This window comes from Streptomyces sp. NPDC093071, from assembly GCF_044754545.1.
Taxonomy (GTDB): domain Bacteria; phylum Actinomycetota; class Actinomycetes; order Streptomycetales; family Streptomycetaceae; genus Streptomyces.
Genome location: NZ_JBIVPH010000002.1, coordinates 128,412 through 149,780, shown reverse-complemented (window position 1 = coordinate 149,780; position 21,369 = coordinate 128,412). Strand labels below are relative to the sequence as shown.

Here is a 21,369-nt window from a genome sequence, read left to right as displayed (position 1 = left end):
CCGTGGCAGCCGTGCACCCCTCCCGCACCCATGATTGGTGGCGTGACGCCGTCATCTACCAGGTCTATCCCCGCAGCTTCGCGGACGGCGACGGGGACGGCACGGGCGACCTCGCGGGTGTCCGAGCGAACCTGCCCTATCTCAGCCGGCTGGGCGTGGACGCGGTGTGGTTCACCCCGTGGTACCTCTCGCCGCTCGTCGACGGTGGCTACGACGTGGCCGACTACCGCGCCATCGACCCGGCCTTCGGCACCCTGGACGACGCCGAGAAGCTCATCGCCGAAGCGGCCGAGCACGGCATCAAGGTCATCGTCGACATCGTGCCCAACCACGTCTCCGACCAGCACGTCTGGTTCCGCGAGGCCCTCGCCGCCGGCCCCGGCAGCCCCGAACGGGAACGCTTCCACTTCCGCCCCGGCCGCGGCGAGAACGGCGAACTCCCACCGAACAACTGGCCCTCGCAGTTCTCCGGGAACACCTGGACCAGGGTCCCCGACGGCGAGTGGTACCTCCACCTCTTCACCCCCGAACAGCCCGACCTCAACTGGAACCACCCCGACGTCCGCCGCGAACACGAGGACGTCCTGCGCTTCTGGTTCGAACGTGGCGTCGCCGGCGTCCGCATCGACTCCGCCGCCCTCCTCACCAAGGACCCCGACCTCCGCGACTTCACCGAGGGCGTCGACCCCCACCCCTACCTCGACCAGGACGAGATCCACGACATCTACCGCTCCTGGCGGGCCGTCGCGGACGAGTACGGCGGCGTCTTCGTCGGCGAGGTCTGGCTCCCCGACGCCGAGCGCTTCGCCCGCTACCTGCGCCCCGACGAACTGCACACCGCCTTCAACTTCAACTTCCTGTCCTGCCCCTGGGACCCGGACTGCCTGCGCCGCGCCATCGACGACACCCTCGCCGAGCACGCCCCCGTCCACGCCCCCGCCACCTGGGTGCTCTGCAACCACGACATCACCCGCACCGCCACCCGCTACGGCCGCGAGGACACCGGTTTCGACTTCGCCGAGAAGCGCTTCGGCACCCCCACCGACCTGGAGCTCGGCACCCGCAGGGCCCGCGCAGCCGCCCTGCTGACCCTCGCCCTGCCCGGCTCGGTCTACCTCTACCAGGGTGAGGAACTGGGCCTGCCCGAGGCCGACATCCCCCTGGACCGCATCCAGGACCCCATGCACTTCCGCTCCGGCGGTACCGACCCAGGCCGCGACGGCTGCCGCGTCCCCCTCCCGTGGAAGGCCGAAGTACCCTCCTTCGGTTTCGGTACCCTGCCCGGCAAGGAGCCCTGGCTGCCCCAACCCGCCGACTGGGCCCGCTACGCCGTCGACCGGCAGGCCGCCGACCCGGGCTCGATGCTCACCCTCTACCGCACCGCGCTCGAACTGCGCCGCACCCTCCCCGGCTGCGGCGACGGACCGATGCGTTGGCTGCCGACCGGTGACGGCGTCCTTGCATTCGCCCGCGACCACGGGCTGATCTGCGTCGTCAACCTCTCGCCCGCCCCCGTGGAACTCCCGGATCACTCCGCGCTCCTGCTCACGAGCGGACCCCTTGATCCCGCCGGCACCCTTCCCTCGGACACCGCCGTCTGGCTCCAGGCCTGACCCCGGGTCACCCCGACGGCGCCGCTCGCCGCACGTGACCGTCGGCGGCGCCCCACTGAAAGACCCCATCGTGCGGCCGAGGCCGCTCAGCGCCGACTTCGTCGGCCGCGGCGCACGGTGGCCGAGGCCGGGGTCCTGACCCCCGGCCGTGACGGAAGTCCCGTTCCCGTTCCGTGGGGGGCCGGGAGCGGGGCTTCCGTGCATGCGGCGGCGACTCTCGTCCGCCGTGCAGTCCGCCCGCCGCCGCGACACCCGTTCGCCGCGGTTCCACACCGTCAGAGAAGCGAGCTCAGATGATCCCCAGCCGCGTTCGTCCGCGCGTGCGCGGCGGTGCCAGAGCCACCGCCGTCGCCTGCGCGCTCCTCTGCCTCGGCCAGGCGGCCGTCACCACGACGGCCACCGCCGCCCCGGGACCCGGTACGGTCCCGCCCGCCGTCACCCGCGCCGGCCTCGCTCCGGCGCTCGTGGCAGGGCGGGGCGCCACCGTGGCCTTCGACGAGCAGGAGGCCGAGAACGCCCGCACCACCGGCACCGTCATCGGGCCGGACCGCACCCCGTACACCCTCCCCTCGGAGGCGTCCGGCCGGAAGGCGGTCCGGCTCGTCCCCGGCCAGTACGTCGAGTTCACCCTGCCCCGCACGACCAACGCCCTGACCGTCCGCTACAGCATCCCCGACGCGCCCGGGGGCGGCGGCATCACCGCACCCCTGGACGTCACCGTCGACGGCCGCCACCGCACGACGATGACGCTGACCTCGCAGTACTCCTGGCTCTACAACCAGTACCCGTTCACCAACGACCCGGGCGCGGACCTCCTCCACCCCGACTGGTGGCTCGCCGAGTGCGCCTGCGTCCCGGCTTCCACCACGCCGACGCCCACCTTCGACAAGCCCTTCCGGCCCACGCACTTCTACGACGAGCAGCGCCTGCTGCTCGGCAAGACCTTCCGGGCGGGGGAGGAGGTACGGCTCACGGTGCCGGCCGGGAGCCCCGCCGCCTGGACCGTGATCGACCTCCTCGACACCGAGCTCGTCGCGCCGCCGCACGTCGAACGCGGGGGGATCGACGTACGGCTCCTGGGCGCCGACCCGACCGGGCGCCGGGACGCGGCCCCCGCCATCGAGCGCGCCATCGCCCTCGCTCGCCGCGTCGACCGGCCCGTGTACCTGCCGCCGGGCACCTTCCGGGTCGACCGGCACATCGTCGTCGACGACGTCACGATCGTCGGCGCCGGCAACTGGCACACCATCCTCAAGGGCCGCCAGGTCACGCTGTCCGAGCCCGCGCCCGACGGCTCCCGCCACACCGGCGTCGGCCTCTACGGCAGGAGCGCCGCCGAGGGCGGCAGCCGCAACGTGCACCTGCGCGGCTTCGCGATCGAGGGCGACGTCCGCGAGCGGATCGACACCGACCAGGTCAACGCCATCGGCGGCGCCATGAGCGACTCCACGATCGACGGCCTCCACCTGCACCGCACCAAGGTCGGCCTGTGGTTCGACGGCCCGATGTCGAACGTGAAGGTCACGAACAACGTCATCACCGACCAGATCGCCGACGCCCTCAACTTCCACACCGGCGTCACCGACTCCCTCGTCCGGAACAACTTCATCCGCAACACCGGCGACGACGGCATCGCTCTCTGGTCGGACAAGACCCCAGACGCCCGCAACACCGTCACGCGCAACACCGTCCAGTCGCCCACCCTCGCCAACGGCATCGCGATCTACGGCGGCGAGGACAACACCGTCAGCGGCAACCTCGTCGCCGACCCGGTCCGCGAGGGCAGCGGCCTGCACGCCGGGTCCCGCTTCGGCGCCGAACCCTTCACCGGCACCCTCCGCTTCACCGGCAACACCACGGTCCGCGCCGGCACCCTCGACCTCAACTGGAGGATCGGCCTCGGCGCCATCTGGTTCTACGCCCTGGACAGGAGCATCGACGCCGACGTCCGGGTCACCGGCGACCACTACCTCGACTCCACCCACAACGCGATCATGCTGGTCAGCGAGTACGGGGTGAAGGACCGGGTCGACGTCCCGGCCGTCCACTTCAAGGACGTCCGCGTCGACGGCACCGGCAACTCCGTCCTCAGCGCCCGGGTGAAGGGCTCCGCCACCTTCGAGAACGTCGACGCCCGCAACGTGGGGGCCGTCGGGGTCAACAACTGCGGCTCCTTCAACTTCCCCGCCACGGGATCGGAGTTCGCCCTGACCGACCTCGGCGGCAACGACGGCGGCTGGCTCGCCCCCTGGCTCCTGCCCAACACCCTCACCTGCGACGACCGCCCACCGGTCGTCACGCCCCCGGCACCCGCGCCCTGGTCCTGACGAGAACAGCTCCCTACCCGGGAGAGCGGCGGGTCCGAGTCCACCCCTTCAGTCGATCCTCGGATGCCCGCCGCTCTCTTCTCCTGAGCCGCGGAGCGGTACACCTTTTGATTCTTTTACGTCAGGAAGACATCTGAGCTAGCAAGATGGCGAAATCCGCTTGCATGGCTTGCGCTATGCTTGCATCCATGACGCGACGACTTGCTCTAGTGGCGAAAAAGGTGGGGGTCAGCGAGGCCACGGTGAGCCGTGTCCTCAATGGCAAGCCCGGGGTCTCCGAGACGACCCGGCAATCCGTACTGACGGCACTTGACGTGCTCGGCTACGAACGGCCGACACAGTTGCGCGGTGAGAGGGCCAGGCTCGTCGGCCTGGTGCTTCCCGAACTCCAGAATCCCATCTTCCCGGCATTCGCCGAGGTCATCGGCGGCGCACTCGCCCAGCAGGGACTCACCCCGGTTCTCTGCACGCAGACCAAGGGCGGCGTCTCCGAAGCCGACTACATAGAACTGCTCCTCCAGCAGCACGTCTCCGGCGTCGTCTTCGCCGGCGGGCTCTTCGCGCAGGCCGATGCTCCGCACGACCACTACTACCGGCTGGCCGAGCGCAACATCCCCGTCGTCCTGATCAACGCTTCCATCGAGGGACTCGACTTCCCGTGCGTGTCCTGCGACGATGCCGTCGCCATCGAGCAGGCGTGGCGTCACCTCGTCTCACTGGGGCACGAGCGGATCGGGCTCGTACTCGGGCCTGAGGACCACGTGCCCTCCCGCCGCAAGCTGGAAGCTGCTCGTGCGGCTGCCGCGGCGGCCGGCGCGGAGTGGAACGACACCTTCGTGGAGCGATCGATCTTCTCCCTGGAGGGTGGTCAAGCCGCTGCCACGCGGCTCCTGGACAGGGGGATCACCGGCATCGTCTGCGGCAGTGACCCTCTGGCGCTGGGTGCGATCAGAGCCGCCAGGCGGCGTGGCCTGTCGGTTCCCGCCGACATCTCTGTCGTGGGCTTCGACGACTCCGCATTCATGACGTGTACAGAACCTCCGTTGTCAACGGTGCGACAGCCCATCGAGGCCATGGGGCGCGCTGCGGTGGACCTGCTGATCACGCAGGTCCAGGGCACCCAGCGTCACTCGGGGGAGCTGCTCTTCGAGCCCGAACTCGTAGTCCGCGGCTCAACGGCCCCGCCGCCCGCTCGTTAAGTCCCGGTTCGAAGCCGACTCCCTCCGGCGTCTCCAGGACTCGCTGCCCGATAACTGAACAATTCCTGCCCAACGGCACCGGTGTCCCCGCCTCCAACGGCTTCGACACCGGTGCCGTTGGCGTTTTCGGTACTACCTGTTGCTGGAGATGAGACGGGAACCGTTGACAAAGTCGTCATCCAGTAGAAACCTTGCGGGCTGACAGCGTAAATGAGCCACAGAGCAACTCAAGAACCAGGCTGGCTGTCATTCGATCCTTGTCAGAGCCATGTTGGGCTCTAGGCACGTGATCCTGTCGAGCTCCTCGAGCTTCCCCACGCGTCCGTCGGCACGTGCCGTTACGGACAGGGGACAGGTCACGAACCCTGCCCGCATGCGGAGAGGTCACCATGAGAGGCACACACCCGAGCAGGCGGCTGGGGGTCGGTCTGCTGACAGCGGGCCTGATCTCCGTAGGCCTGCTGCCCATCCCCGCGCAGGCCGCGGCGGACACCAACCTCGCGCTCGGTCGAGCCGCGACGGCCGGTGGCGCCAACGGCGGCTACCCGGCGTCCCACGTCACCGACGGCAGCCAACAGTCCTACTGGGAAGGCCCCTTGGGCTCCTTCCCGCAGTGGGTGCAGGTCGATCTGGGCACCCAGGTCGACCTCGACCGCCTCGCGCTCAAGCTGCCCACCGGCTGGGAGGCGCGCAACCAGTCCCTCGCCGTCCTCGGCAGCGCCGACGGCACCGCGTTCAGCACCCTCACCGCCGCCCAGGCACGCGCGTTCAACCCCTCCGCCGCCAACACGGTGAACATCGACCTGCCGGCGGCCACCGCCCGGTTCGTCCGCGTCCAGGTGGGGAACAACTCCGGCTGGAACGCCGCCCAGCTCTCCGAGCTGGAGGTCTACGGCGAAGCCGGCGGAGGCGAAGACCCGGGCGACCCGCCCCCGGTGACCGGCACCAACCTGGCCCGTAACAAGCCCGTCGAGGCCACCTCCACCACCCAGAACTACGCGGCCGGAAACGCCAACGACGACAGCACGTCAACCTACTGGGAGTCCGCCGGCTTCCCCGCCTCGCTCACCGTCAAGCTGGGCTCCGACGCGGACGTCAGCGGCGTCGTCGTCAAGCTGAACCCGGACTCCGCCTGGGGCCCTCGCACTCAGTCCTTCGAAGTGCTCGGCCGGGCCTCCGACGCCTCCGGCTTCACCACCCTGAAGGCGCGCGCCGACTACGCCTTCAACCCCGCGTCGGGCCAGAACACCGTCACCATCCCGGTGACCGGCCGGATCTCCGACCTCCGCCTGACCGGCTTCTCCAACAACGGCGCCCCCGGTACGCAGGTCGCGGAGATCCAGGTCCTCGGCACGGCGGCCCCGGCCCCCGACTTCGTCGTCAACGAGCTCACCTGGGAGCCGACCACCCCGTCCGAGGCCGACAACGTGACCGCCAAGGTCACGGTCCGCAACGCCGGCACCGCGCCGGCCCCGGCCACGACGGTGAACGTCAGTGCCGAAGGCACCGTCGCGGGCTCCGCCGCGGTGCCCGCGCTCGCCGCGGGCCAGTCGACGACGGTGAACGTCCCCATCGGCAAGCGCCCGATGGGCTCCTACACCATCTCGGCCGCCGTCGACCCGACCGACACGGTGCCCGAGCTCGACAACGGCAACAACAGCCGTACCGCGACGGCCAAGCTGACGGTCACGCAGACCCCGGGCCCCGACCTGACGGTCACCGGCATCACCTCCAACCCGGGCACCCCCGCGGTCGGCGCGCCCGTCTCCTTCACGGTCGCCGTCAAGAACCGCGGCACCTCCGCCGTCCCGGCCGGCAGCGTCACGCGGCTCACGGTCGGCTCCACCACCCTGAACGGCACGACTCCGGCCGTCGCCGCCGGGGCCACGGCCGACGTCGCGCTGACCGGCACCTGGACGGCCACCGACGGCGGCGTCACGCTGACCGCGACCGCCGACGCCACGAACACCGTCACCGAGACGAACGAGAACAACAACGTCTTCTCCCGCTCGATGGTCGTAGGACGCGGCGCCGCCGTGCCGTACACGGAGTACGAGGCCGAGGACGCCTCCTACCGCGGCACGCTCCTCCAGACCGACTCGACCCGTCCGTTCGGCCACACCAACTTCGCCACCGAGTCCTCGGGCCGCGAGTCGGTCCGGCTGAACTCCACGGGCGACTACGTGGAGTTCACCTCCACGAACGCCGCCAACTCCGTCGTCGTGCGGAACTCGATACCGGACGCCCCGGGCGGCGGCGGCCAGGAGGCCACGCTGAGCCTCTACGCCGACGGCCGGTTCGTGCGGAAGCTGACGCTCTCCTCCAAGCACAGCTGGCTCTACGGCACCACCGACCAGCCGGAGGGGCTCGTCAACACCCCGGGCGGCGACGCACGGCGGCTCTTCGACGAGTCCAACGCCCTGCTGACCCAGTCCTACCCGGCCGGCACCAAGTTCCGCCTCCAGCGCGACGCGGGCGACACCGCCTCCTTCTACGTCGTCGACCTGATCGACCTGGAGCAGGTCGCCCCGCCGGCCGCCAAGCCCGCTGAGTGCGTCTCGATCACCCAGTACGGTGCCGTCCCCAACGACGGCATCGACGACACCGACGCCATCCAGCGCGCCGTCACCGCCGACCAGAAGGGCGAGATCCCCTGCGTCTGGATCCCGGTCGGCCAGTGGCGCCAGGAGCAGAAGATCCTCACCGACGACCCGCTGAACCGCGGCATGCACAACCAGGTCGGCATCCGGGACGTCACCATCCGAGGCGCCGGCATGTGGCACTCGCAGCTCTACACCCTCACCCCGCCGCACCTGGCGAACGGCATCAACCACCCGCACGAGGGCAACTTCGGCTTCGACATCGACGACAACACCAAGATCTCGGACATCGCGATCTTCGGCTCCGGCACCATCCGCGGCAACAACGCCAACGAGGAGGGCGGCGTCGGCCTCAACGGGCGCTTCGGCAAGAACACGAAGATCAGCAACGTCTGGATCGAGCACGCCAACGTCGGCGCCTGGGTCGGCCGCGACTACACCAACATCCCCGAGCTGTGGGGACCGGGCGACGGCCTGGAGTTCACCGGCATGAGGATCCGCAACACCTACGCCGACGGCATCAACTTCTCCAACGGCACCCGCAACTCCACCGTCTACAACTCGTCCTTCCGCAACACCGGTGACGACGCGCTCGCGGTGTGGGCCAACAAGTACGTCAAGGACACCTCCGTCGACGTCGGCCACGACAACCACTTCCGCAACAACACCGTCCAGCTCCCCTGGCGGGCCAACGGCATCGCCGTCTACGGCGGGTACGGCAACACCATCGAGAACAACGTCATCTCCGACACCATGAACTACCCGGGGATCATGCTGGCGACCGACCACGACCCGCTGCCCTTCTCCGGCCAGACCCTGATCGCCAACAACGCCCTGTACCGCACGGGCGGCGCGTTCTGGAACGAGGACCAGGAGTTCGGCGCGATCACCCTGTTCGCGCAGGGCCCCGACATCCCCGGCGTCACCATCCGGGACACCGACATCCACGAGTCGACGTACGACGGCATCCAGTTCAAGACCGGCGGTGGCGCCATGCCGAACGTCAAGGTCACGAACGTGAAGATCGACAAGTCGCTCAACGGCTGCGGAATCCTCGCGATGGGCGGTGCGCGCGGCAGCGCCACGCTGACGAACGTCACCGTCACGAACTCGGCCAAGGGCGACGTCTGCTCGCAGCCCGGCACGCAGTTCGTCTTCAACCAGGGCTGACAACCCGACACCGGCGGGGGCGTACGGCTCCGCAACCGGGCGCCCCCGCCGCACCCCGAGCCCCGTCGAGAAACGAGGAACGATGAGAACCCCCACCTGGCGGTCACGGTGCCTGAGCACCGCGATCGCGACGAGTCTGCTGGCACTGGGCGGCCCCCTGACGGCCGCCCACGCCGCCGGCGGACCCAACATCGCGCTGGGCGACGCCGCCTCCGCCGCCAGCACCGAGTCCGGTTACGGCGCCGGCAACATCACCGACGGCAACCAGGGCACGTACTGGCAGAGCTCCGGGTCGAGCCTGCCCCAGTGGGTGCAGACCGACCTCGGGACGAGCACCCGCATCGACGAGGTCGTCCTGAAGCTCCCGGCCGGCTGGGAGAGCCGCAACCAGACCCTGTCCGTCCAGGGCAGCGCCGACGGAACCAGCTTCTCCACCCTGAAGAGCTCGGCCACCTACACCTTCGACCCCGGCTCGGCCAACACGGTCACCATCGCCTTCCCGGCCACACAGACCCGCTTCGTCCGCGTCAACGTCACCGCCAACACCGGCTGGCAGGCTGCCCAGCTCTCCGAACTGGAAGTCCACGCGGCCGAAGGCTCCTCCGCGAACCTCGCAGCCGGCAAGACCCTCACCGCCAGCAGCCACACCGAGGTGTACGCCGCACCCAACGCCAACGACGGCAACCGCGCCAGCTACTGGGAGAGCGCCAACAACGCCCTGCCGCAGTGGCTCCGGGTCGACCTCGGCACCTCGGTGGCCGTGAACCGCGTCGTCCTCAAACTGCCGGCCGGCTGGGGCGCCCGCAGCCAGACCCTGAAGATCCAGGGCAGCACCAACGGCACCGACTTCACCGACCTCTCGGCCTCCCAGGCGTACGCGTTCAACGCCGGCAACGACAACACCGCGACGATCACCCTGGACTCCACCACCACCCGCTACGTGCGGGTCCTGGTGACCGCGAACACCGTCCAGCCCGCCGCACAGATATCCGAGCTGGAGGTCTACGGCCCGGCCACCGGCGACACCCAGGCCCCGACCGTCCCGGCGAACCTGGCCTACACCCAGCCCACGACCGGTCAGGTCAAGCTCACCTGGAACGCCTCGACCGACAACGTCGGCGTGTCCGGCTACGACATCTACGCGAACAACGTCCTGCTGACCTCCGTCGCAGGCGACGTCACCACCTTCACCGACAACCGTCCGGCCGACCAGACCGTCTCCTACCGGGTCAGGGCGAAGGACGCGGCCGGCAACCAGTCCGGAGACAGCAACACCGTCACCCGCGTCGGTGACGGCGGAGACACCCAGGCACCCACCGCACCCGCGAACCTCGGGCTCACCGAGCCCGCGAGCGGACAGGTGAGACTGACCTGGACGGCCTCCACCGACAACAAGGGCGTCACCGCATACGACGTCTACGCCAACAACGTGCTGCGCGGCAGCGTCGCGGGCAACGTCACCACCTACACCGACACTCAGCCGGCAAGCGCCACCGTGACCTACCACGTGGTGGCCAAGGACGCGGCGGGCAACACCTCCGTCGCCTCCAACGGCGTCACCCGCAACGGCACCGGCGGCAACGGCTCCAACCTCGCCGTCGGCAAGACCGTCGAGGCCTCCTCGTCGACCGGGAACTTCACCGCGGCCAACGCCAACGACAACGACACCGCCACCTACTGGGAAGGCGGGAGCGGCGCCTACCCCCAGACCCTCACCGCCAAGCTCGGCGCCAACGCCGACCTCGACAAGCTGGTGCTGAAGCTCAACCCGGCCCAGGCCTGGCAGGCCCGCACCCAGACCGTCGAAGTCCTGGGCCGCGAGCAGAGCGCCACCGGCTTCACCAGTAAAATCGCGGCCAAGAGCTACTCCTTCGACCCCGCGAGCGGCAACACGGTCACCATCCCGCTGGCCGGACGCCTCGCCGACGTCCAGCTCAAGTTCACCGCCAACTCGGGAGCCCCCGCAGGCCAGATCGCCGAGTTCCAGGTGATCGGCGTCCCGGCGCCCAACCCGGACCTCGTCGTCACCGGTCTCACCGCGACGCCCGCGGCACCCGAGGAGGACGACGAGATCACCGCTTCCGTCACCGTCCGCAACGACGGTGCCGCACCCGCCGCGGCCAGCAAGGTCGCCGTCCGCCTCGGCGGCACCAAGGTCGCGACCGGACAGGTCCCGGCTCTCGCCGCCGGCGAGCAGGCCACCGTTCCCGTCGCCCTCGGCGCGCGTGCTTCGGGCTCGTACGAACTGAGCGCGGTCGCGGACGACGCCGGTGAGGTCCTGGAGCAGAACGAGTCCAACAACACCCACACCCGGCCCACCGCGCTCGTGGTCAAGCCGGTGGCCAGCTCCGACCTGCTCGCCACCTCGGTGACGACCAGCCCGTCCAGCCCGACCGCCGGCGACGCCGTCACCTTCAAGGTCGCGGTGAAGAACCAGGGCACCGAGGCGACCTCGAGCGGCAGCCACGGCATCACGCTGGAGCTGGTCAACGCCCAGGGCGGTGTCGTCAAGACGCTGACCGGCGCCTACAACGGGGCCCTCGCAGCCGGCGCCTCGGCCGATGTGAACCTCGGTCCCTGGACAGCGGCCAACGGCTCGTACACGGTAAGGACCGTCCTCGCCGCCGACGCCAACGAGCTGCCCGTCAAGCGCGAGAACAACACCCAGTCGCAGCCGTTGTTCGTCGGACGCGGCGCGAACATGCCGTACACGATGTACGAGGCGGAGGACGGCACCGCCGGCGGCGGCGCCACCGTCGTCGGGCCCAACCGCACCGTCGGCGACATCGCGGGCGAGGCCTCCGGCCGCAAGGCCGTCACCCTCGACGCGACCGGCGAGTTCGTCGAGTTCACCACCCGCGCCGCCACCAACACCCTGGTCACCCGCTTCTCCGTCCCGGACGCCCCGGGCGGCGGCGGCATCAACACCACGATCAACGTCTACGTCGACGGCGTCTTCAAGAAGGCGCTCCCGCTGACCTCGAAGTACGCCTGGCTGTACGGTGCCGAGGCCGGTCCGGGCAATGACCCGGGCTCCGGTGCCCCGCGTCACATCTACGACGAGGCGAACCTGATGTTCGGGGAGACCATCCCCGCCGGCAGCAAGATCCGCCTCCAGAAGGACGCGGCGAACTCGGCCGCCCACTACGCGATCGACTTCGTCAACCTGGAGCAGGTCGCCCCGGTCGCGAACCCGGACCCGGCCACCTACACCGTGCCGGCCGGCTTCACCCACCAGGACGTGCAGAACGCCCTGGACAAGGTCCGCATGGACACCACCGGCAAGCTCACCGGCGTCTACCTGCCGCCCGGCGACTACCAGACGTCCAGCAAGTTCCAGGTGTACGGCAAGGCCGTCAAGGTCGTCGGCGCCGGCCCGTGGTACACGAAGTTCCACGCGCCGACCACGCAGGACAACACCGACATCGGCTTCCGTGCCGAGGGCACGGCGAACGGCTCGCTCTTCAAGGGCTTCGCCTACTTCGGCAACTACACCTCGCGCATCGACGGACCCGGCAAGGTCTTCGACTTCGCCAACGTCGCCGACATCGTGATCGACGACATCTGGAACGAGCACATGGTGTGCCTCTACTGGGGCGCCAACACCGACCGTGTCACGATCAAGAACTCCCGGATCCGCAACATGTTCGCCGACGGCGTCAACATGACCAACGGCTCCACCGACAACCACGTCGTCAACAACGACGCCCGCGCCACCGGCGACGACAGCTTCGCACTGTTCTCCGCGATCGACGCCGGCGGCGCCGACATGAAGAACAACGTCTACGAGAACCTCACCACCACCCTGACCTGGCGCGCGGCGGGCATCGCGGTGTACGGCGGTTACAACAACACCTTCCGCAACATCCACGTCGCGGACACCCTGGTCTACTCCGGCGTGACCGTCTCCTCGCTGGACTTCGGCTACCCGATGAACGGCTTCGGGACCGTCCCGACCACATTCGAGAACATCTCGATCGTCCGATCCGGCGGCCACTTCTGGGGCAACCAGACCTTCCCCGGCATGTGGCTGTTCTCCGCCTCGAAGGTCTTCCAGGGCATCCGGGTCAGCCACGTCGACATCGTCGACCCCACCTACAGCGGCATCATGTTCCAGACCAAGTACAACGGCTCCCAGCCCGAGAACCCGGTGAAGGACACCATCTTCACCGACGTCTCCATCACCGGTGCAAAGCGGAGCGGCGACGCCTGGGACGCCAAGTCCGGGATCGGTATCTGGGCCAACGAGATGCCTGAGCCCGGTCAGGGGCCCGCTGTCGGCGAGGTCACCTTCAACTGCCTGCGCATGCGGGACAACGCCCAGGACATCCGGAACACCACGTCAACCTTCAAGATCAACATCAACCCCTGCTGATCCTGCTCCGTCTCACGGCGGTAACCCTGGCGCCCGCCGCACCCGGCGGTGGGCGCCGCCCCGTGGAAGCCCGCTACGAACCGCGGCGGCCCCGGAGCCACCGACGTGAGGCGACCGTCGAGGTCGAACAGGTGGGGGTCACCCTTGTCGAGACGGCGTGGCGAGCCGACCGGGCCTCAGTCGGCTCGCCCGGACGATTCCCGCGGCGGTCAGCCGGAGAGGGGTGCACGTCGAGGGGAGAGAAGGTGCCGGGAGAACAACGACATGAGCGGCATGGTGCTCTGAACGACCTGGGAGTCGTGCGAAAACCGCAGGTAGGGGCCGATGCCGGCGAACGTGACGAGCGCGACGCCGGGACTTCAGCCGGGGAATCATCACCCACGCGGGGAGGATCCAAGCCTGCTCGCGGGGAACGGGGGCCGTGTACGTCGCATCCGGCTTCGCCCGCACCGGAGACGGCTCGGAGGCCGGCCGCTCCGGCCGGGTGTGGAAGTACGAGCCGAGAAGACGCCGCCTCCCTTTCGTCGTCGTTCCCGGTGCCGACGCCACGTTCGCGATGACCGGCGCCTGGCACCGAGCCGCTCGTACGAGCGCAGCACGCTGCCGTCGGACAGCGGCGCATCATGTTGCTTCCTCGGCGACCCTGACGGCCGGGATCAGCCTGTGTACGCATACGACCTCAACGGGTCCAGAACGGTAACTCTCGATCCCCGTGGATTCACTCTATCTTGAGCCTTTTTATCCATAATTTTCTATGAATGAACAAGATGCTGCGTGGCAGCGAAAGCGATGATCGAGTGTGCGTCGTCCCTCCGAGTTGACGTACTGGGACGAGGGCGAACCTCACGCGTGTTCAGAAGGGGGCTACACCTTGAGAGCTGTCCCACTGCGTCGTCGTCGGCGTGTATCCACGGCTGCTTTGCTCGTGCTTGCGCTCACCGCCTGCGGTGAGGACGACGACTCCTCCGACCCGACGACCCAGCTGGACCCGAAGACCGAGGTGACGATCACGATCGACTGCATGCCGCCGGCAGAAGAGGCGGCGGAGCTGAAGGAGTGGAAGGAGGACGTCGCCGAGTTCAACAAGACGTACCCGAACGTCACCATCGAGGGCCGCTCCACCCCCGGCCAGTGTCTGGAGCCGCCGCAGTTCACCGCCATGCTGAAGGCGAAGACGCAGCCGGACGTGTTCTACACGTACTTCACCGACCTGCCGCAGGTCCTCGCCGAGGACGCGGCCGAGGACATCTCCTCGTACGTGCACCCGTGGACGGTGAGGCTCCTCAGGGACATCAATCCTGACGTCCTCGACTCACTGAGGCACAAGGGCCGACTCTACGGTCTGCCCAACAGCAACTACACCTTGGGTCTGCTGATCAACCGCAAGCTCTTCAAGGACGCCGGCCTGAACCCGGACGCCCCGCCGCGCACCTGGGACGAGGTCCGCACCGCCGCCAAGAAGATCGCCGCCCTCGGCAACGGCGTCGCCGGCTTCGGCGAGTACAGCGCGGGCAATACCGGCGGCTGGCACTTCACCGCCCAGATGTACAGCCTCGGCGGCGACATCGTCGACGCGTCCGGCGAGAAGGCCGCGTTCAACACCGACCTGGGCCGCCAGGTCGCGAAGAACCTCCACGCCATGCGCTGGGAGGACGACTCCATGGGCAAGACCCAGCTGCTCAAGTGGGGCGACCTCCAGAAGCGGATCGCCACCGACAAGCTCGGCATGTTCCTCGCCGCCCCCGACGACATCGCCTACATGGTCCAGCAGCTCGGCGCCAAGTACGAGAACTTCGGCATGGGCCCGATCCCCGGCGGAAAGAACACGCTCGCGGGCGGCAACAACTACATGATCAAGAAGGGCATATCCGGCGACAAGATCAAGGCCGCGATCGCCTGGCTGAACTTCAAGAACCTCACCGTCGGCAAGGGCCAGTTCGACTGGGCCCGCACCAAGGCCGACGGCCTCCCGGTCGGCATCCCGCAGCCCAACTTCTGGCTGAACGAGTCCAAGGCCAAGGACGACGCCGCCCGTCTGGAGCACGCCACCATGCCGGTCGAGAACTTCAAGACCTTCATGGACAACCCGGTCGCCGGCAAGAACGAGCCGCCGAAGGCGCAGGAGGTCTACAAGGTCCTCGACAACGTCATGTCCGGCATCCTCACCAACAAGGACGCCGACATCGACGAGCTCCTTTCCACCGCCGAGACCGAAGTCAATCGGATCCTGGCCGATCACTGAACCTGATCGAGTGATGCCGGGACGGTTCTCCGGACGGCGGTCTGGTCGCTCCGGTAGGCCCTGGGTCGTGAGATGCGCGCGGAGTGGTGGGCTGACCGACGCCGAGAGGGCCGTGCGGGAGCGCATGCGGTCGCAGGCCGTCGGATGCTGTGGGCCGCCCGGGCGGAAGCGGACGTGGCGGGAGACGTCGAGTGGCCGGTGTCGGTCGACTCCACCCTCGTGGGTGACGAGGGCTGCGGCTCGAAGGCGATCCGCATCCGGCTTTGCCGCCGGGGCGTCCCGCACACGGTTCCCGAGCGGGCCGACCAGGCCCGGCGGGGGCAGCCGCGGAGGCCGCCCGCCGGCCTTCGACCGCGAGATCCACAAGCACCGCGACGTCGTGGAACGGTGCTTCACCCGCCTCGAGCGGTGGCGCGGCATCGCCACCCGCTACGACAAGACAGCCGAGTCCCGTGAAGCAGCCGTCACCCTCGCGCCACTCCTGATGCGGGCGTGACATTTGGCGACAGAACCTAGCCGTCGTACGTCCAAGGGGCGCCGGGAACCTGCCTGAACGGCAAGTCTCCTCGAGTCGGACTCTGTCGAGCAGGGATCCATGGGGGAGCAGAGGATTCTGTACAGGACATCGCGTTCCGGCCGACAGCCCACTGCGAACGTCTCCGCTGCCTGGAGGAACCCCGGACGGCCGTCAGTCTCCCCGGTGCGGGGGAGCGGAAGTCGGTGAGCCGCGACAGACGAACTCGTTTGCCTGACGAGGCCGCCCCAGGCCGTCGGCCATCACGAGGTCGCTGTGGCTTGCCGCTTGCGGACCGGCCTCACCGGCGAGCTGGGGGACGGACGCGACGACCGGACTGCCCGGTCGGCCGACGGCCCGTGATCGATACGCATCCGCCCGATCTCGTGACCGCTGGTCGGCCCGACTGCGATCGGGCCCGTGGGCGACGCCCGGAGCCACTCTGGGGCCTGTCTCCGTGACGCGTGCCAACCAGCACGGTGCGGAAACTTTGGTTTCCGTTGACGGTTTTGGAAACTATAGTTGTCACATGACGGTTTCTGAGATCACCCCAGAAGAGCAGACGGAGCTCGCCAAGGCCCTGTACGACGCCTTGAACCCCCTGGCCTCGGCCATCCGCTCCCGGGAGACCGGGTTGTCCGCCGACCGCATGTGGGACGCGAGCCCCGTCGAAGTGGCGCTGTCCGTTCTGGCCGCGTGGAAGGTGATGGATGGCGAGGTCAAGCGCCTCACGGAGCGAGCGGCGGCGACCGCCGGTTCCTACGGCGCGAGTTATGAGCAGTTGGGAGCTGTCTGGGGCATCACTCGCCAGGGCGCCCGCAAGAAATGGCCCGACGCCGTCAGCCGCCCGGCATCCGCGACGGCCGGCACGCTTGCGCTGTTCGGAGGGACTGCCGAGCTGGTGCAGTCGTCTTCAGGCGGTTGGGGCTGGACCGGGCGAGGCGCTGATGGCGCATCCAGTACGGTCGCCGAGCGGCCGCCGTACGCAACCGCAGAGGAGGCGGCAGCCCACGCGGGCGTATTCCTCAAAGAACACGCCCTCGACGCCGACGACCGGCCCTAGGGCTTCTCCGTGGATCGCCTGCGGGCCCGGATGAGGATGGCCGCGAGGCTGGATGGGCCTGGCGGTAATCGCGAGCTCGTCCGTTCGCGTCGCCGGTCCGCGGCACCGTTCGAGCCGGTTGATGCACCGCTCGACCGCATCGCGTTGTCTGTACGCCTCGGCGTCAAAGGCGAGGGCGGTCTCCGGCGCGGCCGCGACTCGGACGACGGCCGACCTGCTTGGAGAGCCAGGGGCGACAGCGTGGATCCCGCTCCATCGGAGGTGATGGCGGATCGCACGGGATGAGTACGCGCGGTCCGCCAGGGCGGTTTCGGGTCGGGTCCCCGGTCCTCCGGGTCCGCTTCGCGGAACACGGATGTCGGCCATGACGGTTTCGAAGGCCGGGGCGTCGCCCACCCGGCTCGTGGTGGCATGCAGGGCCGGAAGTCGTGCGTGGCTGTCGCCGGCGAGGCGGACCTTCCTGCTCGGGCTGTCGCGGAAACGTCCGGGCGCATGGTCGTCGGGTTCGGTCCGGCCGGACGCCTCTTTCCCCGACGCCTACGGAATGCTGGTGGGCTCGGCAGACGGCGGGATCCACCAACAGGCACGGTCCCGCCGATGTCGTCAGCATCCTCGGCCGCTGTCGGGGCCGCGGCCGGGGGCGTGGACTTGGTCGGCGGCATCAACGGCTCGATCCGGTTCCCCCATCGCATCAGTGATCACCAACCGGGTCGGCACATCCGATCAACGGACCGACCGGTCCAAGAACCACGCGTTCAGCCGACCCTGTGGCCGGTGCTGGACCCGGACGGCCCACGGACCCATCACGGCGTGATAAGTCGCTGCCGGATCCGTTCTCCATGCCGTGACCCACCGGATCTGGAACGCAAGAAGGCTGGTGACCGGGCGCGCTCGGGCGGACACCTGCCGGGAGCCGGCGGTAGGGAAACACGCAACCCCGTCCGCACCCACGTCGGTCGGACACGGCCCACCGCACCCGACTTCGCGGTGTTGCTGGCCCTCGTACACCTGCTCTACCGGCAGCCGACCGTCCCGTGATGGGTCGCCGCCGGCGTGGGGATCACCGTGCTCGGGTGGATCCACGTCACCCGAACCGTCTGAAACGAATCTCCTGCCATACCCAGCTGCAGGGGTTTCCCGTCGTACGAGACGCGCAGTCGGTACGCGGCACACTGGAGCGCATGACCGATGCCTCCCACGACCCCATCGATGCGCACCTCGGGCAGAACCCCGAAGTGCGCCGCAGGACCCTGAACGACCCGTTGGCCGCCGCAGACGTCCACCAGCTGCGAAGCGTCCTGGAACAACTCGACAGACTGCTCGTCGCCGAAGGTCTGGACGAGGCCGCGCGGCAGCGGGTCAAGACGGGCCTTGCGACCGACTCCCTCGGCACGGATGAGGACCTGGCCCGGCGGCGCGAACAGGAGACCCTCGCTGCGGGCCTTGCCCAGCCGGTCACGTGGGAAGGGCTCGACCAGCGACGGTAGTGTCAACGGCGCGGTCCGCAAGGTCGACCGGGCCGCGCCTGAGCCCGCTCCCTGACGCCATGAGGCTGCCACCGGCCCGCTGACTGATCGTTTCAGAACGAGGTTCGCAGTCGTCTCAAGCAGATGATGCCGCAGTCGAGTTGGAGCAGGCCGAGATGGAGGTCTGCGCGCATCTCGTAGCGGACGCGGAGTCGTTTGAACCGGTGTGGAGCCAGGCGAAGGCCCGCTCGACGAACCAGCGGGTCCTGCCCAGGCCTGAGCCGTGCGGGACGCCGCGTACGGGTGATCCTCGGTGTGATGCCGCGGGCCCGGAGGATGCGGTGGTACGTGTTGCAGTCGTAGACTCGGTCGGCGAACAGTCGGTACGGCCGGTGCCCAGGTTCCCGAACGACTGATGGCCACGGCGCCGGATCGAATCGGAGCACCGACGGACGCCACCGAGGAGGCGGATCAGGCAGCCGCCTCGTCCGTCGCCGGGACGCCGCGAGGGTGTGGCCCTCATGAAGCACGTGCCCGTGGGGACGACCGAACCGTACGGCGGCGCCACGGGGTTCCGCTTCAAGATCCGCGACGTACGGATCGACGGCCGAGGCCCCGTGGCGCACGTCGCCACCGGCGGCACCTGCACCCTCGGCTTCTCGCTGCTCCACCACCGCGCCGAGTGCGGCGACGCCGTCGACCAGGCCGTCGTCGGGCCGGCGGGCGAGGACCGCGCGCAGGCGTCCGTGTGGAACGGCAAGCGGCACAGCGGCGGAAGCCCGCGGGTGGTTACCCCCGGCACCGGCGGCGAGGCACTGGCGGAGGACGATCCGGGCCCGGCCGAATGGGCCGACGTCTCCTGCGACATCGTCGTCCCGAACGACTCCGGCACCTACTCCGTCTGCGCGCTACGCCCAGGCGTACCAGGGTCGGCTGATGACCGGTGAGGGCCGGGCCGTGCCCCGGAGCGAGTCCCCGGACGCTCCGGGCCGGTGGACGGTCGACCGGCCTGACGGGCCCGGTCCGGAGTCGGCGACGGGAACGATCGTCGTGGAGCTCTGAACCGGGCACTCGGCCGACGGGCGCGGCGCATCGGCCCGGCGGGCGCTCCTCCCGGGCCGGCGGGCCGTCGTGGGAGGGACGGTCAGGGGCGCGGCGCCGGTGCGGTCCGTCGTCTGCGGGAGTAGCGGCGGGCCAGCGGCTCGGCGCTGAGACCGTGGAGGACGATGCTGACCATGACGGTGATGACCATGACGCGGGAGATGAAGTCGCCCCCGCTCCCGTCGCGCAGTTCCAGGGCGGCGAGCAGTCCGAAGACCACCGAGGTCACTCCCCTGGGCCCCATCCAGCCGAGGAACAGCCGGTCTCCCAGGGACAGGTCCGTGCCGATGAGCGCGAGCAGGACGGGCACGATCCGCACCAGGCTGACGGCGAGGAGGGCGTAGAGGACGACCGAGAGGTGGAAGCCGTCCCAGAACTCGTCCGTGACGATCTGCCCGAAGAGGAACCAGAGGGCGAGTGTGAGGAGGGTGACTAGGTCGTCGGTCATCTCCACGGCGTTCTCCGGCATGTGCCGCATCGCGGGGGCGATGCAGACACCGGCCACGAAGGAGGCCACGAAGCCGTTGCCGCCGAGGACCGACGACAGGGTGTACGCGGCGACGGGCACGCTCAGCACGCCGAGGCGCATCGCCGCCGGCTGTGCCCAGCCCTTCGCCCAGGACCGGCGGAGCAGCCATCCTGCGCCGTAGCCGACGAGCGAGCCCGCGCCGAGCGCCCAGGCCGCCGCGCCGACGGCGTCGAGGAGCGCCTCGGCGTAGTCGTCGCCCGCCGTGTGGACCTCCGCCGCGGCGGCCACGCAGAGCAGGAACACCGGTGAGACGATGCCGTCGTTCAGGCCGCCCTCGACGTTGAGCACTTCGCGGAGCCGGGCGGGGATGCGGTGGTCGCGCACCACGGCCGCCGCGGGTGCCAGATCGAGCGGGACGACGACGGTGGCCAGCACCGCCAGGACCCAACCGGGCCGGTCGGGGAAGAAGGCGAGCGCGGTCAGGAAGGCGGCGGCCAGAGTGAGGGGCAGCGCACCTCCCAGGAGGCGGATCACGACGCGGCGCTCGCGCCGGATGGCTCCCGAGGGGACCTCGGTCGCGTCGACGAAGAGCAACAGGGCGAGGACGACTTCGACCGCGTGCTCGAACCCGGCCATGTCGCCGAAGTCGAAGACGAGGGCCGGGTCCGAGCCGCTGGTGAGGGCGATCCCGGCGGCGAGCATGGCGATCGGTGCGGTGATGCTCCAGCGCGCCAGCCGGTGCGACAGGACGCACCAGGCGAGCAGCACGGCCGTGATGACGGTGACGGCGAGCAACGGCATCGGCGCTTTCGGAGGGGAGCGACTGACGCGGACACGGTAGTGCCCCAGGCGGGCCGCCTCCGCAGAGCACGCCGACGGCCGCGCCGTCCGCCCCCGAACGGCCCGCAACGCCTCGACCGTGCCGTACCGGCGGAGCCGGGGGCCGGAGGAGGGGGCGCAACCGAGCCCGGACGCCGGGGGTCGGGCGCCGGAGGATCGGCCACGTCTCGGTGGAGGAGCGGCCCACCCGCCTGTTCTTCGTGACGACACCGCCGAACATCACGAGGTCCTTGCCGATCACGCGGGGCGCGCCCGGCCTGTCGGGCTTCCGAGCGCCGCGCTTTCCGAACAGGCCGAAGAGCCCGAAGTCCCTGACCTCGATCTCGATGTCGTCGGGGAGGACGATCTGGGTGCCGTCGAAGGGCGCGACGGCCCGGACGACCGTCTCCT

10 protein-coding genes and 2 pseudogenes are annotated in these 21,369 nt (G+C 69.6%); 9 read left to right on the top strand and 3 right to left on the bottom strand.

Annotated features, from left to right (window positions below):
• Nucleotides 1–2 precede the first annotated feature (2 nt).
• The 7 genes from ACIQD7_RS06545 to ACIQD7_RS06515 all read left to right on the top strand — a co-directional run bounded on the left by ACIQD7_RS06545 (nt 3) and on the right by ACIQD7_RS06515 (nt 17,103).
• Complete coding sequence (locus ACIQD7_RS06545; protein WP_402439967.1) at nt 3–1,613, top strand: glycoside hydrolase family 13 protein; 1,611 nt, start codon at nt 3–5, stop codon at nt 1,611–1,613.
• Nucleotides 1,614–1,906: 293 nt separating this feature from the next.
• Entirely contained in the window at nt 1,907–3,940 is a 2,034-nt protein-coding gene (locus ACIQD7_RS06540; protein ID WP_402439964.1) for a glycosyl hydrolase family 28-related protein, read from the top strand.
• Between the two features lie 188 nt (nt 3,941–4,128).
• Nucleotides 4,129–5,139, top strand: a complete 1,011-nt coding sequence (locus ACIQD7_RS06535) for a LacI family DNA-binding transcriptional regulator (protein ID WP_402439962.1) — start codon at nt 4,129–4,131, stop codon at nt 5,137–5,139.
• A gap of 389 nt (nt 5,140–5,528) precedes the next feature.
• Nucleotides 5,529–8,909, top strand: a complete 3,381-nt coding sequence (locus ACIQD7_RS06530) for a CARDB domain-containing protein (protein ID WP_402439959.1) — start codon at nt 5,529–5,531, stop codon at nt 8,907–8,909.
• Nucleotides 8,910–8,991: 82 nt separating this feature from the next.
• Nucleotides 8,992–13,284 (top strand): discoidin domain-containing protein, encoded by a 4,293-nt coding sequence (locus tag ACIQD7_RS06525; RefSeq protein WP_402439956.1) that lies wholly within the window; start codon nt 8,992–8,994, stop codon nt 13,282–13,284.
• 871 nt (nt 13,285–14,155) lie between these two features.
• Complete coding sequence (locus ACIQD7_RS06520) at nt 14,156–15,526, top strand: extracellular solute-binding protein (RefSeq protein WP_402439953.1); 1,371 nt, start codon at nt 14,156–14,158, stop codon at nt 15,524–15,526.
• 1,043 nt (nt 15,527–16,569) lie between these two features.
• Nucleotides 16,570–17,103 carry a hypothetical protein gene (locus tag ACIQD7_RS06515; RefSeq protein ID WP_402439950.1) on the top strand — a complete coding sequence of 178 codons (534 nt, stop codon included), beginning with the start codon at nt 16,570–16,572 and terminating at the stop codon, nt 17,101–17,103.
• Nucleotides 17,104–17,241: 138 nt separating this feature from the next.
• Here ACIQD7_RS06515 and ACIQD7_RS06510 read toward each other — a convergent pair.
• Nucleotides 17,242–17,469: pseudogene (locus ACIQD7_RS06510) on the bottom strand (IS5/IS1182 family transposase); the annotation flags it as partial.
• Between the two features lie 815 nt (nt 17,470–18,284).
• Between ACIQD7_RS06510 and ACIQD7_RS06505 the strand changes: the two are divergent.
• Nucleotides 18,285–18,590: a hypothetical protein gene (locus ACIQD7_RS06505; RefSeq protein WP_402439948.1), complete on the top strand. Its 306-nt coding sequence runs from the start codon at nt 18,285–18,287 to the stop codon at nt 18,588–18,590.
• A gap of 92 nt (nt 18,591–18,682) precedes the next feature.
• On the opposite strand, the pseudogene ACIQD7_RS06500 reads toward ACIQD7_RS06505, so the two are convergent.
• Nucleotides 18,683–18,970: pseudogene (locus tag ACIQD7_RS06500) on the bottom strand (transposase); the annotation flags it as partial.
• 120 nt (nt 18,971–19,090) lie between these two features.
• On the opposite strand from ACIQD7_RS06500, the gene ACIQD7_RS06495 reads away from it, so the two are divergent.
• Nucleotides 19,091–19,516, top strand: coding sequence for a hypothetical protein (locus ACIQD7_RS06495; protein ID WP_402439945.1), 426 nt, complete (start codon nt 19,091–19,093; stop codon nt 19,514–19,516).
• 197 nt (nt 19,517–19,713) lie between these two features.
• On the opposite strand, the gene ACIQD7_RS06490 is transcribed toward ACIQD7_RS06495, so the two are convergent.
• Nucleotides 19,714–20,940: a cation:proton antiporter gene (locus ACIQD7_RS06490; RefSeq protein ID WP_402439942.1), complete on the bottom strand. Its 1,227-nt coding sequence runs from the start codon at nt 20,938–20,940 to the stop codon at nt 19,714–19,716.
• Nucleotides 20,941–21,369 lie beyond the last annotated feature (429 nt).

Bases quoted from the DNA above. Each gene is read 5' to 3' on its own strand.
- ACIQD7_RS06540 (WP_402439964.1), top strand. From the start codon at position 1,907: ATGATCCCCAGCCGCGTTCGTCCGCGCGTGCGCGGCGGTGCCAGAGCC.
- ACIQD7_RS06535 (WP_402439962.1), top strand. From the start codon at position 4,129: ATGACGCGACGACTTGCTCTAGTGGCGAAAAAGGTGGGGGTCAGCGAG.
- ACIQD7_RS06530 (WP_402439959.1), top strand. From the start codon at position 5,529: ATGAGAGGCACACACCCGAGCAGGCGGCTGGGGGTCGGTCTGCTGACA.
- ACIQD7_RS06525 (WP_402439956.1), top strand. From the start codon at position 8,992: ATGAGAACCCCCACCTGGCGGTCACGGTGCCTGAGCACCGCGATCGCG.
- ACIQD7_RS06515 (WP_402439950.1), top strand. From the start codon at position 16,570: ATGACGGTTTCTGAGATCACCCCAGAAGAGCAGACGGAGCTCGCCAAG.
- ACIQD7_RS06505 (WP_402439948.1), top strand. From the start codon at position 18,285: ATGACCGATGCCTCCCACGACCCCATCGATGCGCACCTCGGGCAGAAC.
- ACIQD7_RS06495 (WP_402439945.1), top strand. From the start codon at position 19,091: ATGAAGCACGTGCCCGTGGGGACGACCGAACCGTACGGCGGCGCCACG.
- ACIQD7_RS06490 (WP_402439942.1), bottom strand. From the start codon at position 20,940: ATGCCGTTGCTCGCCGTCACCGTCATCACGGCCGTGCTGCTCGCCTGG.